This is a genomic window from Janthinobacterium sp. BHSEK, from assembly GCF_056174685.1.
In genome coordinates this window covers 106,248-123,984 of the sequence record NZ_JBWBYV010000059.1, presented here as the reverse complement: position 1 = coordinate 123,984, position 17,737 = coordinate 106,248, and the positions used below count along the sequence as shown (strand labels likewise).

The following is a 17,737-nucleotide window of genomic DNA, read 5'->3' as shown; positions in this document are numbered from 1 at the left end:
GGCGCGCTTACTTGACCCTTACTTGGCCACGCGCAGGGGAATCACGCCCGCCGCCAGCGCGGGTGCGCCCGGCGCCGCTTCGAGTATCGATGCCAGGGTCACCGTGTCGAGCACGGCCAGGAAGGCGGCCGTGGCCTGGCCCAGCTTGGCTTTCAGCAGGCAATCGGGCGTCAGCGGGCAGGTATTGTTTTCCTTGTTGAAGCACTCGGCCATGAAGAAATCGCTTTCCGTCTCGCGTACCACCGTGCCGATATTGATCTCGGCCGGGTCGCGCGCCAGGCGCAGGCCGCCGTTGCGTCCACGCACGGTTTCCACGATGCCCGACAGGCCCAGCTGGTGCACCACCTTCATCAGGTGGTTTTTCGAAATCGCATGCAGGTCGGCGATGTCCTGGATGGTGACGAGGCGGTCGCGGTGCACGCCCAGGTACATCAGGGTGCGCAGGGTGTAGTCGGTATAGGCAGTCAGTCGCATGGGCATCGTTCATAAGATGTGGATTACATCCTTGTTTCATCCGCAGCATACAGGAGAGCGCGGGCCCTGTGTGTTGCGCCGTCACTTTTCAGCCTCGAAAGACAAAAGTTGATTGCCTTTCGCCTAAATGCGTAGTAAATTTTCATATTGTTGCCATGGCAAACAGCTCGCAAGCCCCTGCTGAGCCCTTTGGTCATGGATTTTATTGATGAAAATCAAGAGGATGGTGAAGCAATAAGGTAAATTTACTACAAAAATCGGATGATGGGCGTTTCCCGGGCCGGGGAGCGCGTACTACGCAATCTGTGCGGTGCCGCCGTGGCCGCCCCAGGAAATGAATACCATGCAAATGAATGAAGTGAAAGACGAGCTGCTGAGCAGCGATATCCGCCAGCTGGGCCGTCTGCTGGGCGACGCCATCCGCAACCATCTGGGCGACCCCGCCTTCGAGCGCATCGAACATGTGCGCCAGTTGGCCATCCGTTTCCGCCGCGACAATGATGAAGCAGCGCGCGCGCAGCTGTCCGATGCGCTGCAAGCGCTGTCGCAGGAAGAAACCACGCAATTGACGCGCGCTTTCAGCTATTTCTCGCTGCTGGCCAACATTGCGGAAGACCAGCACCACATCCGCCGCACGCGCGCCCACTTGATCGCCGGTTCGCCGCCGCGCCAGGGCAGTCTCAGCCATGCCGTCGGCAATGTGTTTGACGCGGGCAAGGCCGATGCGCTGGAAACTTTCTTTGAAGATGCGTTTGTCAGCCCCGTGTTCACGGCCCATCCGACGGAAGTGCAGCGCAAGAGCATCCAGAATTGCCAGATGGCCATCGCGCGCCTGTTGAGCGAGCGCGACCGCGTGCAAATGACGCCGGAAGAGGCGGAGCAGAACGAAGAAGCTCTGGGCCGCGGCATCGTCACCCTGTGGCAAACGCGTTTGTTGCGCACGAGCAAGCTGTCCGTCATGGATGAAGTGGCCAATGGCCTGTCGTTCTACGACCACACGATTCTGCGCGAACTGCCGAAATTGTATTCCTCGCTGGAAACGATGCTGGCCCAGCGCGATGCCCGCTGGGAAGATGCGGAATTGCCCAATTTCATGAAAGTAGGCAGCTGGATCGGCGGCGACCGCGACGGCAATCCGTTCGTCACGGCCGACATCCTGCGCAGCACCCTGCAGACGCAGGCCGACAAGGTGCTCGATTTTTACCTCGGCGAATTGCGCAAGCTCGCTTCGCAACTGTCGCTGGCGCAAATCCTGAACGCCTGCAGCGAGCCGCTACGCGCGCTGGCCGAGCGCTCGGCCGATGCCTCGCCGCACCGGGTCGACGAACCGTACCGCCGCGCCCTGCACGGCATCCACGCGCGCCTGGACGCGACGCGCGTCGTACTTTCTGGCAAGGGCAAGCAAGCCGACGGCGTGCAGCCTTACGCGGCAGCGGCCGAGCTGCTGGCCGACCTGGACGTGGTCCAGCATTCGCTCGTCAGCAATGGCTTGCGCGCGCTGGCGCGGGGCCGGCTGCGCCAGCTGCGCCGCGCCGTCAAGGTCTTCGGCTTTTCGTTGGCGCCGCTGGACTTGCGCCAGAATTCCGACGTGCACGAGCGCGTCGTGGGCGAACTGTTCGCCGGCGCCCAGCCGGGCCTGGTCTACCTGGACCTCGATGAGGAGCAGCGCATCAGCTTGCTGCTGGCCGAGCTGGAATCGCCGCGCCTGCTGGCGTCGCCGTATGCACAGTACTCGGAAGAAACGACGTCCGAACTCGACATCTTCCGCGCCGTGCGCGCAGCCCACGTCAAATACGGCAAGGAATCGGTGCCGAACTGCATCATCTCCAAGGCGGCCAGCGTGTCGGACTTGCTGGAAGTGGCCTTGTTGCTGAAGGAAGTGGGTCTGCTGCGCCAGGACCGCCGCGAAGTGGACGTCAACATCATTCCCCTGTTCGAAACGATCGACGATTTGCGCGCCGGCCCCGCCATCATGGCGCGCGCCTTCGGCTTGCCGTTCTACCGTGGCTTGCTCGCGTCGCGCGCGGACCAGCAGGAAGTCATGCTCGGTTATTCCGACAGCAACAAGGACGGCGGCTTTCTGACCTCCGGCTGGGAACTCTACAAGGCCGAGATCGAGCTGGTGACCGTGTTCAAGGAATACCGGATCAAGCTGCGATTGTTCCACGGCCGGGGCGGTTCCGTGGGCCGCGGCGGCGGACCCAGCTATGAAGCCATCCTGGCCCAGCCGGCGGGCGCCGTGCAGGGCCAGATCCGCCTGACGGAGCAGGGCGAAGTCATCACGGCCAAGTATGCGAACCCGGAAGTAGGGCGCCGCAACCTGGAAGTGCTGGTGGCCGCCACCATCCAGTCGACCCTGCTGCCGCAGGCGCAGCTGCAGCCGAAGGCTTCGGCCGGCGCGGGCCATTTGGCCGCCATGGAAGAACTGTCCGGCACGGCCCTGAACGCCTACCGCGACCTCGTCTACGGCACGGACGGCTTCGAACAGTACTTCTGGGAATCGACGGTGATCGCGGAAATTGCCGCCCTGAATATCGGCAGCCGTCCCGCTTCGCGCAAGAAATCGACCTCGATCGAGGATCTGCGCGCCATTCCCTGGGTGTTGAGCTGGGCCCAATGCCGCTTGATGCTGCCGGGCTGGTTCGGTTTCGGTTCCGCCGTGCAAGCCTACTTGGCCGCCCATCCCGCCGATGGGGCCGACGTGCTGCGCGGCATGTACACGGATTGGCCCTTCTTCACGTCCTTGCTGTCGAACATGGATATGGTCCTGGCCAAGAGCGACATCGCCATCGCCGGCAAGTATGCGGAACTCGTCAAGGACAAGGCCTTGCGCGACGCCATCTTTACGCGCATCCGCGCCGAATACGCAGCCACCTTGGCCGCCTTGAAGCTGATCACGGGCCAGGAAGAGTTGCAGCAAGCCAATCCGCTGATGCAGCGCTCGATACGCAACCGTTTCCCGTACATCGATCCGCTCAACCACGTGCAGGTGGAGCTGTTGAAACGCTTCCGCGAGGGCAAGCAGGATGCGGCGGCGCGCACGGGCATTCATTTGTCGATCAACGGCATCGCCGCAGGACTTCGCAATAGCGGTTAATTGATTCATTCAAACAAGATCAAGGAGACAGCATGACCATCAAAGTTGCCATCAATGGCTATGGCCGCATCGGCCGCAATGTCTTGCGCGCGTTTTATGAAGGCGGCAAGCAGCAGGATATCGAGATCGTCGCCATCAACGACCTGGGCGATGCCAAGTCGAATGCGCATCTGACGCGCTACGACACGGTGCACGGCAAGTTTCCCGGCGTCGTCACCATCGATGGCGAGAACATGCTCGTCAACGGCGACCGCATCCGCGTCTTCGCGCAGCGCGACCCGGCCCTGATTCCATGGGGAGAGTTGGGCGTTGATGTCGTGCTCGAATGCACGGGTTTCTTCACCACCAAGGAAAAAGCCTCGGCCCATTTGAAGGGCGGGGCAAAGAAAGTCATCATTTCCGCGCCGGGCGGCAAGGACGTGGACGCCACCATCGTGTTCGGCGTCAACCAGCACGTGCTGAAAGCCACGGACACGGTCATCTCGAATGCCTCGTGCACGACGAATTGCCTCGCACCCTTAGTCAAGCCCCTGAACGACGCCATCGGCATCGAATCGGGCCTGATGACCACCGTGCATGCCTACACGAACGACCAGGTCTTGTCCGACGTGATGCATGAAGACTTGCGCCGCGCCCGTTCGGCCACGCATTCGATGATCCCCACCAAGACGGGCGCGGCCGCGGCTGTCGGCCTGGTCTTGCCGGAACTGAATGGCAAGCTCGATGGTTTCGCCGTGCGCGTGCCGACGATCAACGTGTCGCTGGTCGACCTGTCCTTCATCGCCAAGCGTGATACCAGCGTCGAGGAAGTCAATGCCTTGCTGAAAACGGCGTCGGAAGGCGCGCTGAAAGGCATTCTCACATACCAGACGGAACCGCTCGTTTCCATCGATTTCAACCACAACCCGGCCTCGTCGAACTTCGATGCGACCCTGACCAAGGTCTCGGGCCGCCTCGTGAAAGTGTCGTCGTGGTACGACAACGAGTGGGGCTTCTCGAACCGCATGCTCGACACCACGGTCGCCCTGATGGCGGCCAAGTAAGAAAGAACCAGCGCTGATCCAGCGCACCAGGACGGCCGGCCCACAAGGCCGGCCCTTGCAGCAGCACGAACTTTATAGAAAGCAGCACACCATGACCATGCAAGTACAGCAACGCGCCACCAAGATCGTTTCCACCATCGGCCCCGCTTCGAACGATATCGATACCCTGGTCCGCATGTTCAAGGCCGGCGTCGATGTCGTGCGCCTGAACTTCTCGCATGGCAAGGCGCAAGACCATATCGACCGCGCCCGCATGGTGCGCGAAGCGGCAGCCCTGTGCGGCCGCGAAGTGGCCATCATGGCCGACTTGCAAGGCCCGAAAATCCGCGTTGGCAAGTTTGAAGAAGGCAAGATTTTCCTGGAAAACGGCGCCAAGTTCATCCTCGACGCGAAATGGGGCGAAAACGGCGAGCTGGGCAATATCGAGCGCTGCGGCCTCGACTACAAGGAATTGCCGCGCGACTTGCGCGCTGCCGACGTGCTGCTGCTCAATGACGGCCTGATCGTCCTGACGGTGGACAAGGTCGTCGGCAGCGAAATCCACACGACGGTGAAAATCGGCGGCGAATTGTCGAACAACAAGGGCATCAACCGCCAGGGCGGCGGCTTGTCCGCGCCAGCCCTGACGGCGAAGGACATGGAAGACGTGAAAACGGCGATGAGCTTCCAGGCCGATTACGTGGCCGTCTCGTTCCCGAAAAACGCCACGGACATGGTCATGGCGCGCCAGCTGGCCAATATCGCCGGCGAAGCATGGGACCACAAGCCGATGATGATCGCCAAGATCGAACGGGCGGAAGCCATTCCTGCGCTGCAGGAAATCCTCGACGCTTCCGACGGCATCATGGTGGCGCGTGGCGATTTGGCGGTCGAGGTGGGCAATGCGGCCGTGCCGGCCTTGCAGAAGCGCATGATCAAGATGGCGCGCGCGTCGAACAAGCTGGCGATCACGGCCACGCAGATGATGGAGTCGATGATCGTCAATGCCGTGCCGACCCGCGCGGAAGTGTCCGACGTGGCGAATGCCGTGCTCGACGGCACGGATGCCGTCATGACGTCGGCGGAAACGGCCTCGGGCCGCTACCCGATCGAAACGGTGGAAGCCATGGCCGCCATCTGCCTGGACGCGGAAAAGTGGGATACCTGCAAGCTGGACGCCGATTTCCTCAACGCCACGTTCTCGCGCATCGACCAGTCGATCGCCTACGGCGCGCTGTTTACAGCCCACCACCTGCGCGTGAAAGCCATTGCCACGCTGACGGAATCGGGTTCCACGGCCCTGTGGATGAGCCGTTGCAACATCGACATCCCCATCGTCGCCCTGACCCCGAGCGTGGGCACGCGCCGCAAGCTGGCCCTGTACCGCAACGTCAGCACCCTGGAACTGACGTCCGGCACCGACCGCGACAAGGTCTTGCAGCAGGCGGAAGATTTGCTGCTGGAACATAAAGTCGTGGCCAAGGGCGACACCGTCGTGCTGACCTGGGGCGAGCCGATGGGCAAGGTGGGCGGCACGAACGCGTTGAAGATCATGAAGATTGGTCAGCATTGATCTTGGTATCGTTGGAAACGGCGTAAGCCGGCTTGGCAGTCTTAAGAATGCCTGAAAGATCCGTCCACACCGGCCAACCGCGGGGCAGATGCGCAATCTGCCGTTGCGGCACCCGCATTTCCGTGTCAGCATAGCTTTCCTGCCTTCCAAGGCGTGTCCGGAGTGCATGATGACTACCTGCCTGCCGGCCCTGATCTGGTCGCTGTCGGCCTTCGCTTGTCTCTTCATTGCCAAATGCCGCAGCTTGAAAACCACTGCCGTCAGGGCCATCCTGGTGGTGTTTCTGGGGCCGCTGGCCATTCCCTTCGTGCTGACCGTAAAGCCCGGGAAACCCGCGCCGGCGTAAGCCGTCGGCCGTCCTTGGACTGCCGGCATGCCGCATTGCATGACGGATGCGCGACAGCCGCGCTGCACAGCCTGAAACAACAGTTTCCAGGCGCGGGCAGGCGCTGGCGTTGACGCCGGGCGGCACTGTTTGCGATAATGAGAATTATTATCAATTGGCCGCGCCTTGCCTTGCGCGCATCGGAGCCCCCTAGTGAACATTGCGCAGTCCAGCGAGTCGATAGCAGGCATCTACAGCAGCCACCACGGCTGGCTGATGCGCTGGCTGCGCGCCAAGCTGCAGTGCGCCGACCATGCGGCCGACCTGGCGCAGGATACCTTCGTGCGCCTGCTGACGGCGCCGCCGGAAGGCCGGCAGAGCCTGCGCGAACCGCGCGCCTACCTGACGACCGTGGCGCAGCGCCTGCTGATCGACCATTACCGGCGCCTGTCGCTGGAGCAGGCGTGGCTGGAAACGCTGGCGCAGCAGCCCGATCTGCTGATGCAGTCGCCGGAAGAGCGTTTGCTGGTACTGGAAGCCTTGCAGCGCATCGATGCCATGCTCGACGGCTTGCCGCCGCTGGTGCGCAACGCCTTCCTGCTGGCGCATGTCGATGGCCTCGCTTACGGGGAAATCGCCCGGCGCCTGGCCGTGAGCGAGCGCAGCATCAAGCGCTACATGGTGCAGGCGTTCGAGCGCTGCATCCTCTTGATCCTGTGAACGCCAGCACGGCTGCCATCGACCCGCGCGCCGCCCGCGCGGCGGCGCAATGGCTGGTGCGCCTGCACGGGGGACCCTTGAACCTTGACGAACAGCAAGCCTTCCAGGCCTGGCGTACCAGCGATCCCGCGCATGAGGCGGCGTGGAAACGGGCCGAGCTCGTGTGCGGCACCCTGGCTAGCGTGCCGCCGGCGCTGCGCCAGACGGCGGATGCGCCGCCGCAGTCGCCGCACAGGCGTGCCGTGCTCTACGGCCTGGCGGGGCTGATCGCGGCCGGGCCGGCGCTGTGGCTGGCCAGCGAATCGGCGCCCTGGCAGGCGTGGCGCGCGGCCATCCGCACGGCCAGGGGGGAAATCCGCCACATGACATTACCCGATGGTACGCAACTGGTGCTCAATACGGACACGGCCATCGACGTGCGCTTTGACGGCGCGGCGCGGCTGGTGGCCTTGCATGCCGGGGAAATCCACGTTGCCACGGCGCACGATGGAGCCGTGCCGGCGCGCCCGTTTCTCGTGCGCAGCAGCAATGGCATCGCGCGCGCGCTCGGTACGCACTTCAGCGTGCGCCAGGGGGGCAGCGTGCTGGCACCGCGCACGCGGGTGAGGGTCAGCGAGGGCGCCGTCGAGATACGGCCAAGGGAAGCTACCGATGCCGTGCGCAGGGTCGATGCGGGCCGGCAGGGCAGTTTCGATGACGCGGCCGTTTCCGCCTTGACGCCGCTGGCGCCGCATGCTGACGCCTGGCTGCGGGGCGTGCTGATCGCCGAGCGCATGCCGCTGGGCGAGGTGCTGGAACAGGTGGCGCGCTACCGCTACGGCGTGCTGCGCTGCGACCCGGCGCTCGCCGCCATGCCCGTGGACGGCATCTTCCAGTTGCACGACCCGGACAACATCCTGCTCTTGCTGCAACGGGCCTTGCCGATCCGGCTGGCGCGCCGCACGCGCTACTGGATCAGTGTCGAGGCGGCTTGAGCTTGTCGGCTTACGCGTGGCCTTGCCACGCTAAGCCGACCTACACCTGTCGGGTATGGTAGGTCGGCTTAGCCCGCAGGGCGTAAGCCGACGTGCTCCAATTTACTTCTTGCCTGTCCCTTTTTGCAGATTGCTTCGTCATACAAGGTAGAGAACGAACAATCCGAACCATCGAAAGGGTTTACATGGCTTTGCAGCACCGTAGCTTGACAGCAGCGCGCATGACGCTCCATCCCACCACCGGCGCCGTGCGCGCCGCGCTGGTCCTGCTCCTCGCCGTGGGCGCGGCCGGCGCCACTTTGCCGCACATGGCGCTGGCGGCCGAGTCCAGCCCGGCCGCCAGCCTGCGCGACTACAGCATTCCCGCCGGCAGCCTGCGCGAAGCGCTGGGCTCGTTTGCCATCGCCGCCGGCATCAACCTGTCCACGCAGGGCGTGGCGCTGGACGGCCTGGCGACGCCGGGCTTGCGGGGCCGTTATGCCGTCGCGGCCGGCTTGCAAACGTTGCTGCAAGGCAGTGGACTGGACGTGGTGGACGGCGGCAGCGGCAATTACCTGTTACGCAAGATCAATACCAGCACGGCCGAGAGCGGTCTGGCCAGCATGCCGGCCGTCGTCGTCAGCGCCGAGGCGGACCGGGCCACGGAAGGCACGGGCCTCTATACGTCGCGCGCCATGTCGGCGGCCACGGGCCTGAACCTGTCGCAGCGCCACACGCCGCAGACGGTCAGCGTGATTGCGCGCCAGCAGATGGAAGATTTCGATTTGACCACCTTGCAGGATGTCGCGCGCGCCACGCCTGGCTTGTATGGCAAGACGCAGGGCGTGTCCGACCAGGAAACCACGTATTTTGCGCGCGGTTTTGCCTTGAGCCACGTCAATGTCGATGGCTTGCCGCTGGATGTCACGGGGTTTAATGAGCGTAATGTTTCCGCCGACATGCTGATGTACGACCGGGTGGAAGTGGTGCGCGGCGCCACGGGTTTGATGGAAGGGGCGGGCGCGCCGTCGGGCAGCATCAACATGATACGCAAGCGCCCCACGGCCACGCCCTTGCTGAACGCGTCCGTGCACGTGGGCAGCTGGAAGGACAAGCAACTGACGGTGGACGCCAGCAATGCCCTGAACGCCTCGGGCAGCGTGCGCGGCAGGGTGGCGGCCAGCTGGCGCGACAGCGACAGTTTCGTCGACGTGGTCAACAACAGCAATGGCACCGTGTATGCGATCGTCGAAGCGGACCTGACGCCGTCCACCACGGCCGGCATCGGTTTCTCGCGCCAGCACAGCCGCACCGATGGCGTGTTTGTCGGCTTGCCGACGTTTGCCGACGGCCGTCACATGGACTTGCCCCGCTCGACCTTCCTGAATAATGCCGATTCGTTCCAGAAACGCGACAACAACGTCGTCTTCGCCGACCTGGAAACCAGGCTGGAGAAGGGCTGGCGCAGCCGCTTTGCCATCACGCGCATCGATGCCTCTTCCAGCACGCGCAATACCACCAATAGCCGCATCGATGGCGAGATCTATCGCTTCAGCCAGTCGGAAACGGGCTGGAAGTACAACACGGATCAGGTGGTGGCCGACTGGCGCCTGAGCGGCCCCGTCACCTGGTTCGGCCGCCTGCACGACGTCATCGTCGGCGCCAGCTACCGCCACGACGATTCGGACGCGGGCCAGAGCTGGGAAGGGGCGGCCGCGCGCGTGATCGACATCCGCCACTGGAATCCCCATGCCTACCGCATGAACGGCGCGCCGTTCGAGCCGTACAACTGGGGCCGCAAGACGGACGAGAAGGGTATTTATGCGGCCGGCAACTTCAGCCTGGCCGATCCGCTGCGTCTGGTGCTGGGCGGTCGCTTCGGCTGGTATGCGCAGGACGTCACGGGCTGGTATTCGACCAACCCAGTCTGGCGCCGCGACCTGACGGAAAGCGCGAAATTTACGCCGTACGCGGGTCTCGTCTATGATGTGGATCAACATCACTCCCTGTACGCAAGCGGCACGCAGATATTCCAGCCGCAAAGCGTGCTCGACGTGGGCGGCAATACCTTGCCGCCGCTGAGCGGCACCAATCTGGAAGTGGGCGTCAAGGGCGAGTATTTCGGCGGCAGGCTCAACGCCAGCGGCGCCCTGTTCCGCATCAAGCAAAACAACCGCGCCATGGCCGATGAAGTCAATTGCCCGACGGGCGGCGCCATCTACTGCGCCCGCGCGGCTGGACAGGTGCGGAGCGAAGGCGTCGATCTGCAACTCTCGGGCTCGCCTTTGCCGGGCTGGCAGATCGCGGGCGGCTATACCTATGTGCTGGCCAAGTACACGAAAGACAGCATGGCGGCGAATATCGGCCAGCGCATCGCCACGGATGAACCGAAGCAATTGTTCAAGCTGTACACGACTGTGCAGCTGAGCGGCAGCCTGGCGCGGTGGAACCTGGGTGCCTCCGTGTACGCGCAGGACAAGATCTACCGCCGCGACACGGCTTACCTGACGCAGCAGGGCGCTTACGCCATCGTCGGCCTGACGGCCGGCTACCGCCTGAGCGAGCAGCTGCAGCTGCGCCTCAGCGTCGACAACGTGCTCGACCGCCGCTACTACCAGGGCCTCGGCTATGCGTGGTCGGGCGGGCTGGAGCGCTACGGCGCGCCGCGCAGCGTGCTGCTGTCCCTGAACTACAAGCTGTAGCCGTGGCCTCAGCAGAGCGCGCCCGGCCGGGCGCCTCTGCTACACTGCCGCCGTCCTCATTTTCTACTGATCCCATGACCGCCACACCCGTCCTCACGCCCCTGAAAAGCGCTTTCCAGCAATCGCGCGCCGAAAACAACATCGAGCTGATCCTGCCCGAACTGCTGGCCGCGCAATTGCACGTCGTTATCGGCGGGCAGAGCGAGCAGATCGACCTGTTCCTCGTGCCGTCGCCGAATCCCGAGCGCCAGTGCGTGACGGTGGCGGAAGACCCGGCCTTCCTGGCCGGCATCAATTTTCCGAAGATTCCCGTCACGGGCGCGCAATTGATCGCGTCGATTCCCGCCGAGGTCGAGATCGTCATCCTGCATGGCGATGGCGCCAACTACCTGACGCGCGAACAGCTGGCGTGGTTCCGCGGCATGCTGGCGCCGACCGCTTGAGCGGGGAGCTGGGACCCAGGCTGAAGCCGGCGCGCGCGGAATGGATATGCTTTACGGCGGCCGACGATGCCGCGGCCCAGGCGGCGCTGATGGCGGACATGCGTCCCGTGCTGTCGCGCAGCGTGCTGCTGGCCGGCTGCGCGCTGATCCTCGCCTTTGTCGGGCAAGCCGTCTGGCGCGACGTGCCGTACGCGGGCGAGGCAGTGTTGTTCGGTCCGCTGGCTCTGGCCGCCTGGATCGCGGGCCTGGTGCTGTTTCCCGGACGCGCTTTGCTCTTTCATGTGGAACTTGGCGATGCGGGCCTGTTGCTGCGGCGCCATGCGCGGCGCCTGCCCGGCTGGGATAAAAGCGTGCAGCTGGAGTTGGCGCAGCTGCAGCGGCTGGACGTGGTCACGTATGCGGGCGCATTGCAGGTCTATCGGACCCCGGCACCGCTGGCGCGCGTGGAGCTGCTGCTCTACACGACTCTCGTGGACTGTCCGCTGATCCGCGTGGTGGGCCTGAACTTGCCCGTGCCGCAGCGCTGGACGCTGTGCCAGATCAGGGAGGAACTGAGCCGCCGCTGTAGACTGGCCGGTATCCCTGTCCGCGAGACGGCTGGGCCGATCAGCCAGGAATCCGCGGCCATCCGCGCGCGCTGGCCGCAGGGGTAGGCGCAGACGGGCCAGTGTCGCATCGCCGCCGCAATAACTATCATTTTTGATAACTGTATTGCTGAAGTCCTATGAATATTTTCGCAAAGCAACTATACTCATGGCTCTTTAAAAAATCATCGTCACGCTGGCGGCCAGCCATCCGCGCCAGAGTTCGTACGCATTCCGCTTTTTCCCTCTGTAAAAAGCACCTTTCCCCCGCGCGGCAGGCGCGGGCGTGATGACCGAGCCTTGCCCTGGTCGACTGCTACCGTTGTCATTTTCGCTGTGTTGCCGCTTTACTAAAAGGCCGGGCGCCGGCGCGCGGTGCGCCGTCATGTTTTGCGACGTCACGTTTCACTCTATTGAGTTCACGACAGTATGCTGAGTTCCATCTTTGCCGTATCGAACGATACATTGCCGTATATCTACGGCACGCACAATGCCTGGCTGGTGCTGTTTTCCATCGGCATCGCCATCTTTGCCTCGTTCATGGCCTTGCAGATCGCCGGCATGGCGCGCAGCAGCGAGCGGGGATTCCAGCGCCAGACGGCCATCGTCACGGGCGCCATCGCGCTCGGCGGCGGCATCTGGTCGATGCATTTCATCGGCATGCTGGCTTTCGACATCTGCACGCGCGTCTCCTTCGAGCCCGGCCTGACCCTGCTGTCCATGCTGCCCGGCGTGGCCGCGTCGTGGGTGGCGCTGCATTTGCTGGCGCGTCCGAGCATCGACTGGCGCCAGCTGGTGGTGGGCGGCGTGCTCGTCGGCGTGGGCATCGGTTCCATGCATTACAGCGGCATGGCCGCCATGCAAACCTCGCTGACCCTGCACTACGAGCCGTGGCTGTTCGCCCTGTCGCTGCTGGTGGCCGTCGTCATGGCCATGCTGGCGCTGTGGATACGCTTCGGCCTGAGCGCCATGCGTTTGCGCCTCAGTCCCCTGGCGTCCTTGCTGGTCAGCAGTGTGGTGATGGGCCTGGCTATTTCCGGCATGCATTACACGGGCATGCTGGCCGCGCGCTTTTCCGGCACCCCCACGGCCGGTGAGAACACGATCACCGTGCAAGCCTCGTTCGTGGCCCTGGCCGTGGCCCTGATCACCATCACCCTGACCGTCTTCGTGGCGGCCGCGAACGGCTTGCTGCGCTACCGCCAGCTGCTGCGTCACGCCAGCGTCAGCGAATCGCGCCTGCGCGCCATCGTCGACACGGCCGCCGACGGCCTGATCACCATCGATGGCCAGGGCAAGGTACGCTCCTTCAATCCCGCCGCGGAAAGCCTGTTCGGCTGGCGCGAAGCGGACATCGTGGGACGCGACGCCAGCGTGCTGCTGCAGCCGGGCGACGCGGCCGAATACGAGGGCTATCTGCGCGACTACCTGGAAACGGGTGCTTCGCGCATCCTCGACAGCGGACGCGAGCTCGATGGCTGCCACAAGGACGGCGCCGTGCTGCCCATGCGCGTGGCGATCGGCAAGATCGACACGCCGGGCCAGCCCCTGTTTGTCGCGTTTGTCACGGACATGCGCTCTTCGCGCAGCATGGAGCAGGCGCTCAAGGACAGCGAGCGCCAGTACCGCACCCTGATCCGCAATATCCCCGGCGTGTCCTTCCACTGCAGCTTCGCGCCCGAATGGAAGATGATCTTCATCAGCGACGCCGTCTTCAACCTGACGGGCTGGATGCCGCAGGATTTCATCGAAGGGCGGGTCAGGCTGTTCGACCTCGTGCATCCTGACGACCGCCAGCGCGTCAACGACACCTGCGTGCAGGCGGCCGGGGAACGGCGCGATTTCGAGAACGTCTATCGCATGATTCACCGCGACGGGCGCGAGCGCTGGGTGCGCGAAAGCAGCGGCCCCGTGCTCGACAACGACGGCGTGGTGCGCTGGATCGACGGCGTCATCCTCGACATCACGGAAAGCGAATTGCGCAACGCCGAATACGAGGGCAAGGTGACGGCCATCTCGCGCGCGACGGCGGTCGCGGAGTTCGACCTGCAGGGGCGCATCCTGGCGGCCAACCAGAATTTCCTCGACCTGGTCGGCTACCGGCTCGACGACGTGCTGGGCCTGCACCACAGCATCTTCTGCGAACCTGCCCACGTGACTTCGCCCGACTACATCGCATTCTGGCAGCACCTGGCGGGCGGCGAATTCAATACGGGCGAATACAAGCGCATCGGCAAGGATGGCCGGGAAGTGTGGATACAGGCCTCGTACAACCCGATCTTCAACACGGACGGCAAGCCGTTCAAGGTGGTCAAGCTGGCCACCGACGTGAGCGAACGGCGCGCCATGCAGGAAAACCTGCGCGCGGCGAAAGACCGCGCCGAGCTGGCCGCCGAATCGAAGACCAGCTTCCTGGCCAACATGAGCCATGAAATCCGTACGCCGATGAACGCCATCATCGGCTTTACGGAAGTGCTGCTGGGGACCGCGCTGGACAGCCTGCAGCGCCGTCACCTGGGCACGGTGCGCCAGTCGGCCCGTTCCCTGCTCGAGCTGCTCAACGACATCCTCGACACGGCCAAGCTGGAAAAAGGCGCCACCGAGCTGGAACTGGTGGACTTCTCGCTGCCCGACCTGGTCGACCACGTGGCCGCGTCCCTGCGCATCACGGCGCACGCGCGCGACCTGGTGCTGCACGTCGACGTCGATCCCGGCATGGGGCAGTTCTTCCTGGGCGACGCGCGCCGGGTGCAGCAGGTGCTGACGAATCTGATCGGCAACGCCGTCAAGTTCACGGAGGTGGGCCATGTGCGCGTGGCCGTCGATATGCGGGGAGAGCAGGTGCATATCGCCGTGCACGACACGGGCATCGGCATTCCCGCCGACCGCCTGGACAAGATCTTCGCCCCATTCACGCAAGCCGATTCGTCGATGAGCCGGCGTTTTGGCGGCACGGGCCTGGGCACGACGATTTCGCTGCAGCTGGTCGAGCTGATGAAAGGCACCATCACGGTGGAAAGCACCCTGGGCGTGGGCAGCGTGTTCCACGTGCTGCTGCCGCTGGCGCCGGGCAAGGCCGTGTCGCGCCGCAGCGAGCAGCCCGTGGTGGCCTTGCCGCCGCTGCGCATCCTGGCCGCCGACGACGTGCCGCAGAACGTGGAGCTGCTGCTGATCAGCCTGGGCGCGGCCGGCCACCAGGTGATCGCCGCCAGCGACGGCGAGAGCGCCGTGCGCGAGTTCAGCAAGGGCAGCTTCGACATCGTCCTGATGGACGTGCAGATGCCGCGCATGGATGGCCTGGAAGCGACGCGCCTGATCCGCGTGCACGAGCGCGAGCAGGGCTTGAAGGCGACGCCCATCATCGCCCTGACGGCCAGCGTGCTGGAACAGGACCGCCGCGCCGCGCAGACGGCCGGCATGAACGGCTTCGCCTCGAAACCGCTGGAAATGCACAAGCTGACGGCGGAAATCGCCCGCCTGCTCGATATCGCCGTGGCCATGCCGCCGCCGGCGGCCGGCGCGGCGGCGCGTGCGGCCGCCGGCCAGGTCGACTGGCAGCGCGGCATCGCCCTGTGGGGCGGCCGCGAAGCCCTGCAGCGGGCGATCGGCCGCTTCGTGCAGGCCAATGGCGACTGCGCCGCCATGCTGGCGGCGGAACTGGAGCGGGGCGGCGGCAGCGTGGCCGGCCACCTGCTGCACCGTATCAAGGGCGCGGCGGGCAATTTGTGCCTGGTGCAGGTCGAAAGCCTGCTGGGCCGCATCGAGCAAGCGATCGCGCGCCAGCTGCCGGCCACCGAATTGCTGGTGCAGCTGGCCGCCGCCTTCATGGCGCTGGCCGGTGAACTGGAAGAGGTAAATATGCCGGCCGTGGCCATGGACGCGAAGGCCGCCGGCGCGCCCCTCGATGCGCCAGCTGCCGGCGCCTTGCTGCGGCAAGCCATCGCCAGCCTGGAGGGCGGGCAGCTGGACGACGCCCTGATGGCGCGGATCGCCGCCATGCTGGCGCCGCATGGCCAGCAGCCGCGCCTGCAGGCGCTGGCCAGCGCCATCGACGACTTTGAATTTGCGCGCGCCGTGGGCGTGCTGCGCCAGCTGCTGGCGTGGCTCGAGGCTCCTGCGCCGGCCGACCTTTCCTGATATTGGACTGACGATGACCTTACAAGAAGACAAACCGATCCTGCTGCTGGTCGACGACGAAGCGACGAATCTGCAGGTGCTGCGCCAGATTCTGCAGGACGATTACCGCCTGCTGTACGCCAAGGATGGCGAGAAGGCGCTGGAACTGGCGCAGAACAACCCCGTCGAACTGATCCTGCTCGACATCATGATGCCGGCCATGACGGGCTATGAAGTATGCCGCCAGCTCAAAGCCATGCCGGTCACTGCGTCCATTCCCGTCATTTTCGTCACCGCCCTGTGCGACGTGAAGGACGAGGCGGACGGTTTTGACGCGGGCGCCGTCGACTACATCACCAAGCCCGTCAGCCCGCCCATCGTGCGCGCCCGCGTGCGCACGCACCTGTCGCTGGTCGACGCCGAGGAATTGCGCCGCTCGCGCCTGCAGGTGATCCAGACCCTGGGCCAGGCGGCCGAATACAAGGATAACGAGACGGGCATGCACGTCATCCGCATGAGCTATTACGCGCGCCAGCTGGCGCTGGTGGCCGGCTACAGCGCGGCCAGGGCGGAAGATTTATTGAATGCCGCCCCCATGCACGACGTGGGCAAGATCGGCATCCCCGACGCCATCCTGCAAAAGCCGGGCAAGCTCGATGCGGACGAATGGCAAGTCATGCGCAGCCACGCGGAAATCGGCGCCGCCATCATCGGCGAGCACGCGGGCGGCCTGTTGAAAATGGCGCGCACCATCGCCCTGACGCACCATGAAAAATGGGATGGCAGCGGCTATCCGCACGGCTTGCAAGGCGAGGAAATCCCGCATGAGGGCCGCATCGTCGCCATCGCCGACGTGTTCGACGCGCTCACCAGCGAGCGCCCCTACAAGCCCGCCTGGACGGTGTCGGACGCGATCGCCACCATGCAGCGCGATAGCGGCACGCATTTCGATCCGGACCTGCTGGCGCTGTTCATCGAACACTTGCCGGCCATGCTGGAGATCAAGGACAAGTGGCGCGAGCCGGCGTAGGGAGCATCAGCTCAGGGCGGATCCACGCGCAGGCGGTCGGCCAGCAAGCGCGCATATGCTTCAGTGCTGCCGAATTGCACATGGGCGCACGCCATGCTTGTCCCCAATGTTGTCATATGGCGAGAGGATATTGCATAGGCAAGTTTGCCCGGCTGCCGGCGCGATGGATACACGAAGCCATGAATCGCGCCTGCCTCCTGTGCAATGATCTGATCCAGCTGCCAGCCCAGCCATTGGCACCAGGCATGATCGGGACTGCGCAATTGATCGTAGATACCCAGGCGGCTGGCGGCCAGCCCTGTCAGATCGAGCAATTGCAGCGGGGCGCTGAACGACAGGGTGGCGATCAGCGCCAGTTCCGCACCATGCGCGATATAAAAGGTGCCCGGACGCGTCACGTCGTTCTGGCAAAGCTGGGCTTCCCAGGCCGCCGTGTAGGCATCGTCCGCAAGATACGCCCAGTGATAGGGGAAGCCGGCCGCATCTGCCAGTTCGGCGGGCGGGCCGAAGCGGTAGGTGCGCTGGACTTTCAATGGCCAGATCGATGCCGTGTTCCACGCCGCGCGCACCAGGGCCTGGCCTGCTGGATGGGTGATGATATGACTCAATAATTCCGCGCGCAGCAATGCCAGCGCCGGCAGGCGCGTGATCATTTCTGGCGGGACAAGCGTATCTTTCAGTTGTAGCGTCATGCGAGG

The 17,737-nt window shown here is 64.5% G+C and carries 13 protein-coding genes; 11 read left to right on the top strand and 2 right to left on the bottom strand.

The window, feature by feature from the left end; all coding sequences use genetic code 11:
* Positions 1–18: 18 nt before the first annotated feature.
* Positions 19–474: an RrF2 family transcriptional regulator gene (locus AC0V2Y_RS20515; protein ID WP_475414958.1), complete on the bottom strand. Its 456-nt coding sequence runs from the start codon at positions 472–474 to the stop codon at positions 19–21.
* A gap of 343 nt (positions 475–817) precedes the next feature.
* Here AC0V2Y_RS20515 and ppc point away from each other — a divergent pair, with 343 nt between their 5' ends.
* The 11 genes from ppc (at position 818) to AC0V2Y_RS20460 (ending at position 17,039) form a co-directional block, all read left to right on the top strand.
* Positions 818–3,571: a phosphoenolpyruvate carboxylase gene (gene ppc, locus AC0V2Y_RS20510; RefSeq protein ID WP_475414959.1), complete on the top strand. Its 2,754-nt coding sequence runs from the start codon at positions 818–820 to the stop codon at positions 3,569–3,571.
* Positions 3,572–3,603: 32 nt separating this feature from the next.
* The gene (gap, locus tag AC0V2Y_RS20505; RefSeq protein WP_475414960.1) at positions 3,604–4,614 is read left to right on the top strand and encodes a type I glyceraldehyde-3-phosphate dehydrogenase; all 1,011 of its coding nucleotides are present in this window, start codon (positions 3,604–3,606) and stop codon (positions 4,612–4,614) included.
* 91 nt (positions 4,615–4,705) lie between these two features.
* Entirely contained in the window at positions 4,706–6,166 is a 1,461-nt protein-coding gene (pyk, locus tag AC0V2Y_RS20500) for a pyruvate kinase (protein ID WP_215404338.1), read from the top strand.
* 166 nt (positions 6,167–6,332) lie between these two features.
* Complete coding sequence (locus AC0V2Y_RS20495) at positions 6,333–6,512, top strand: hypothetical protein (protein ID WP_475414961.1); 180 nt, start codon at positions 6,333–6,335, stop codon at positions 6,510–6,512.
* Positions 6,513–6,704: 192 nt separating this feature from the next.
* Complete coding sequence (locus tag AC0V2Y_RS20490; RefSeq protein ID WP_475414962.1) at positions 6,705–7,211, top strand: sigma-70 family RNA polymerase sigma factor; 507 nt, start codon at positions 6,705–6,707, stop codon at positions 7,209–7,211.
* Complete coding sequence (locus AC0V2Y_RS20485) at positions 7,208–8,185, top strand: FecR domain-containing protein (RefSeq protein ID WP_475414963.1); 978 nt, start codon at positions 7,208–7,210, stop codon at positions 8,183–8,185. The genes AC0V2Y_RS20490 and AC0V2Y_RS20485 overlap by 4 nt, the downstream gene beginning before the upstream one ends.
* A 221-nt stretch (positions 8,186–8,406) precedes the next feature.
* Complete coding sequence (locus tag AC0V2Y_RS20480) at positions 8,407–10,866, top strand: TonB-dependent siderophore receptor (protein WP_475414964.1); 2,460 nt, start codon at positions 8,407–8,409, stop codon at positions 10,864–10,866.
* Positions 10,867–10,940: 74 nt separating this feature from the next.
* On the top strand, positions 10,941–11,309 hold the full coding sequence (locus AC0V2Y_RS20475; RefSeq protein ID WP_475414965.1) for a hypothetical protein: 369 nt from the start codon (positions 10,941–10,943) through the stop codon (positions 11,307–11,309).
* The gene (locus AC0V2Y_RS20470; protein ID WP_475414966.1) at positions 11,306–11,962 is read left to right on the top strand and encodes a hypothetical protein; all 657 of its coding nucleotides are present in this window, start codon (positions 11,306–11,308) and stop codon (positions 11,960–11,962) included. Before AC0V2Y_RS20475 ends, AC0V2Y_RS20470 begins: the two co-directional genes overlap by 4 nt.
* A 360-nt stretch (positions 11,963–12,322) precedes the next feature.
* Positions 12,323–16,030: a PAS domain S-box protein gene (locus AC0V2Y_RS20465; RefSeq protein ID WP_475414967.1), complete on the top strand. Its 3,708-nt coding sequence runs from the start codon at positions 12,323–12,325 to the stop codon at positions 16,028–16,030.
* 13 nt (positions 16,031–16,043) lie between these two features.
* Positions 16,044–17,039, top strand: a complete 996-nt coding sequence (locus tag AC0V2Y_RS20460) for a response regulator (protein ID WP_475414968.1) — start codon at positions 16,044–16,046, stop codon at positions 17,037–17,039.
* An 11-nt stretch (positions 17,040–17,050) separates the two neighbouring features.
* Here AC0V2Y_RS20460 and AC0V2Y_RS20455 read toward each other — a convergent pair whose 3' ends face one another.
* Positions 17,051–17,731 carry an RES family NAD+ phosphorylase gene (locus AC0V2Y_RS20455; RefSeq protein WP_475414969.1) on the bottom strand — a complete coding sequence of 227 codons (681 nt, stop codon included), beginning with the start codon at positions 17,729–17,731 and terminating at the stop codon, positions 17,051–17,053.
* Between the last annotated feature and the right edge of the window lie 6 nt (positions 17,732–17,737).

Bases quoted from the DNA above. Each gene is read 5' to 3' on its own strand.
- gap (WP_475414960.1), top strand. From the start codon at position 3,604: ATGACCATCAAAGTTGCCATCAATGGCTATGGCCGCATCGGCCGCAAT.
- AC0V2Y_RS20475 (WP_475414965.1), top strand. From the start codon at position 10,941: ATGACCGCCACACCCGTCCTCACGCCCCTGAAAAGCGCTTTCCAGCAA.
- ppc (WP_475414959.1), top strand. From the start codon at position 818: ATGCAAATGAATGAAGTGAAAGACGAGCTGCTGAGCAGCGATATCCGC.
- AC0V2Y_RS20465 (WP_475414967.1), top strand. From the start codon at position 12,323: ATGCTGAGTTCCATCTTTGCCGTATCGAACGATACATTGCCGTATATC.
- AC0V2Y_RS20480 (WP_475414964.1), top strand. From the start codon at position 8,407: ATGACGCTCCATCCCACCACCGGCGCCGTGCGCGCCGCGCTGGTCCTG.
- AC0V2Y_RS20455 (WP_475414969.1), bottom strand. From the start codon at position 17,731: ATGACGCTACAACTGAAAGATACGCTTGTCCCGCCAGAAATGATCACG.
- AC0V2Y_RS20460 (WP_475414968.1), top strand. From the start codon at position 16,044: ATGACCTTACAAGAAGACAAACCGATCCTGCTGCTGGTCGACGACGAA.
- AC0V2Y_RS20495 (WP_475414961.1), top strand. From the start codon at position 6,333: ATGATGACTACCTGCCTGCCGGCCCTGATCTGGTCGCTGTCGGCCTTC.
- pyk (WP_215404338.1), top strand. From the start codon at position 4,706: ATGACCATGCAAGTACAGCAACGCGCCACCAAGATCGTTTCCACCATC.
- AC0V2Y_RS20515 (WP_475414958.1), bottom strand. From the start codon at position 474: ATGCGACTGACTGCCTATACCGACTACACCCTGCGCACCCTGATGTAC.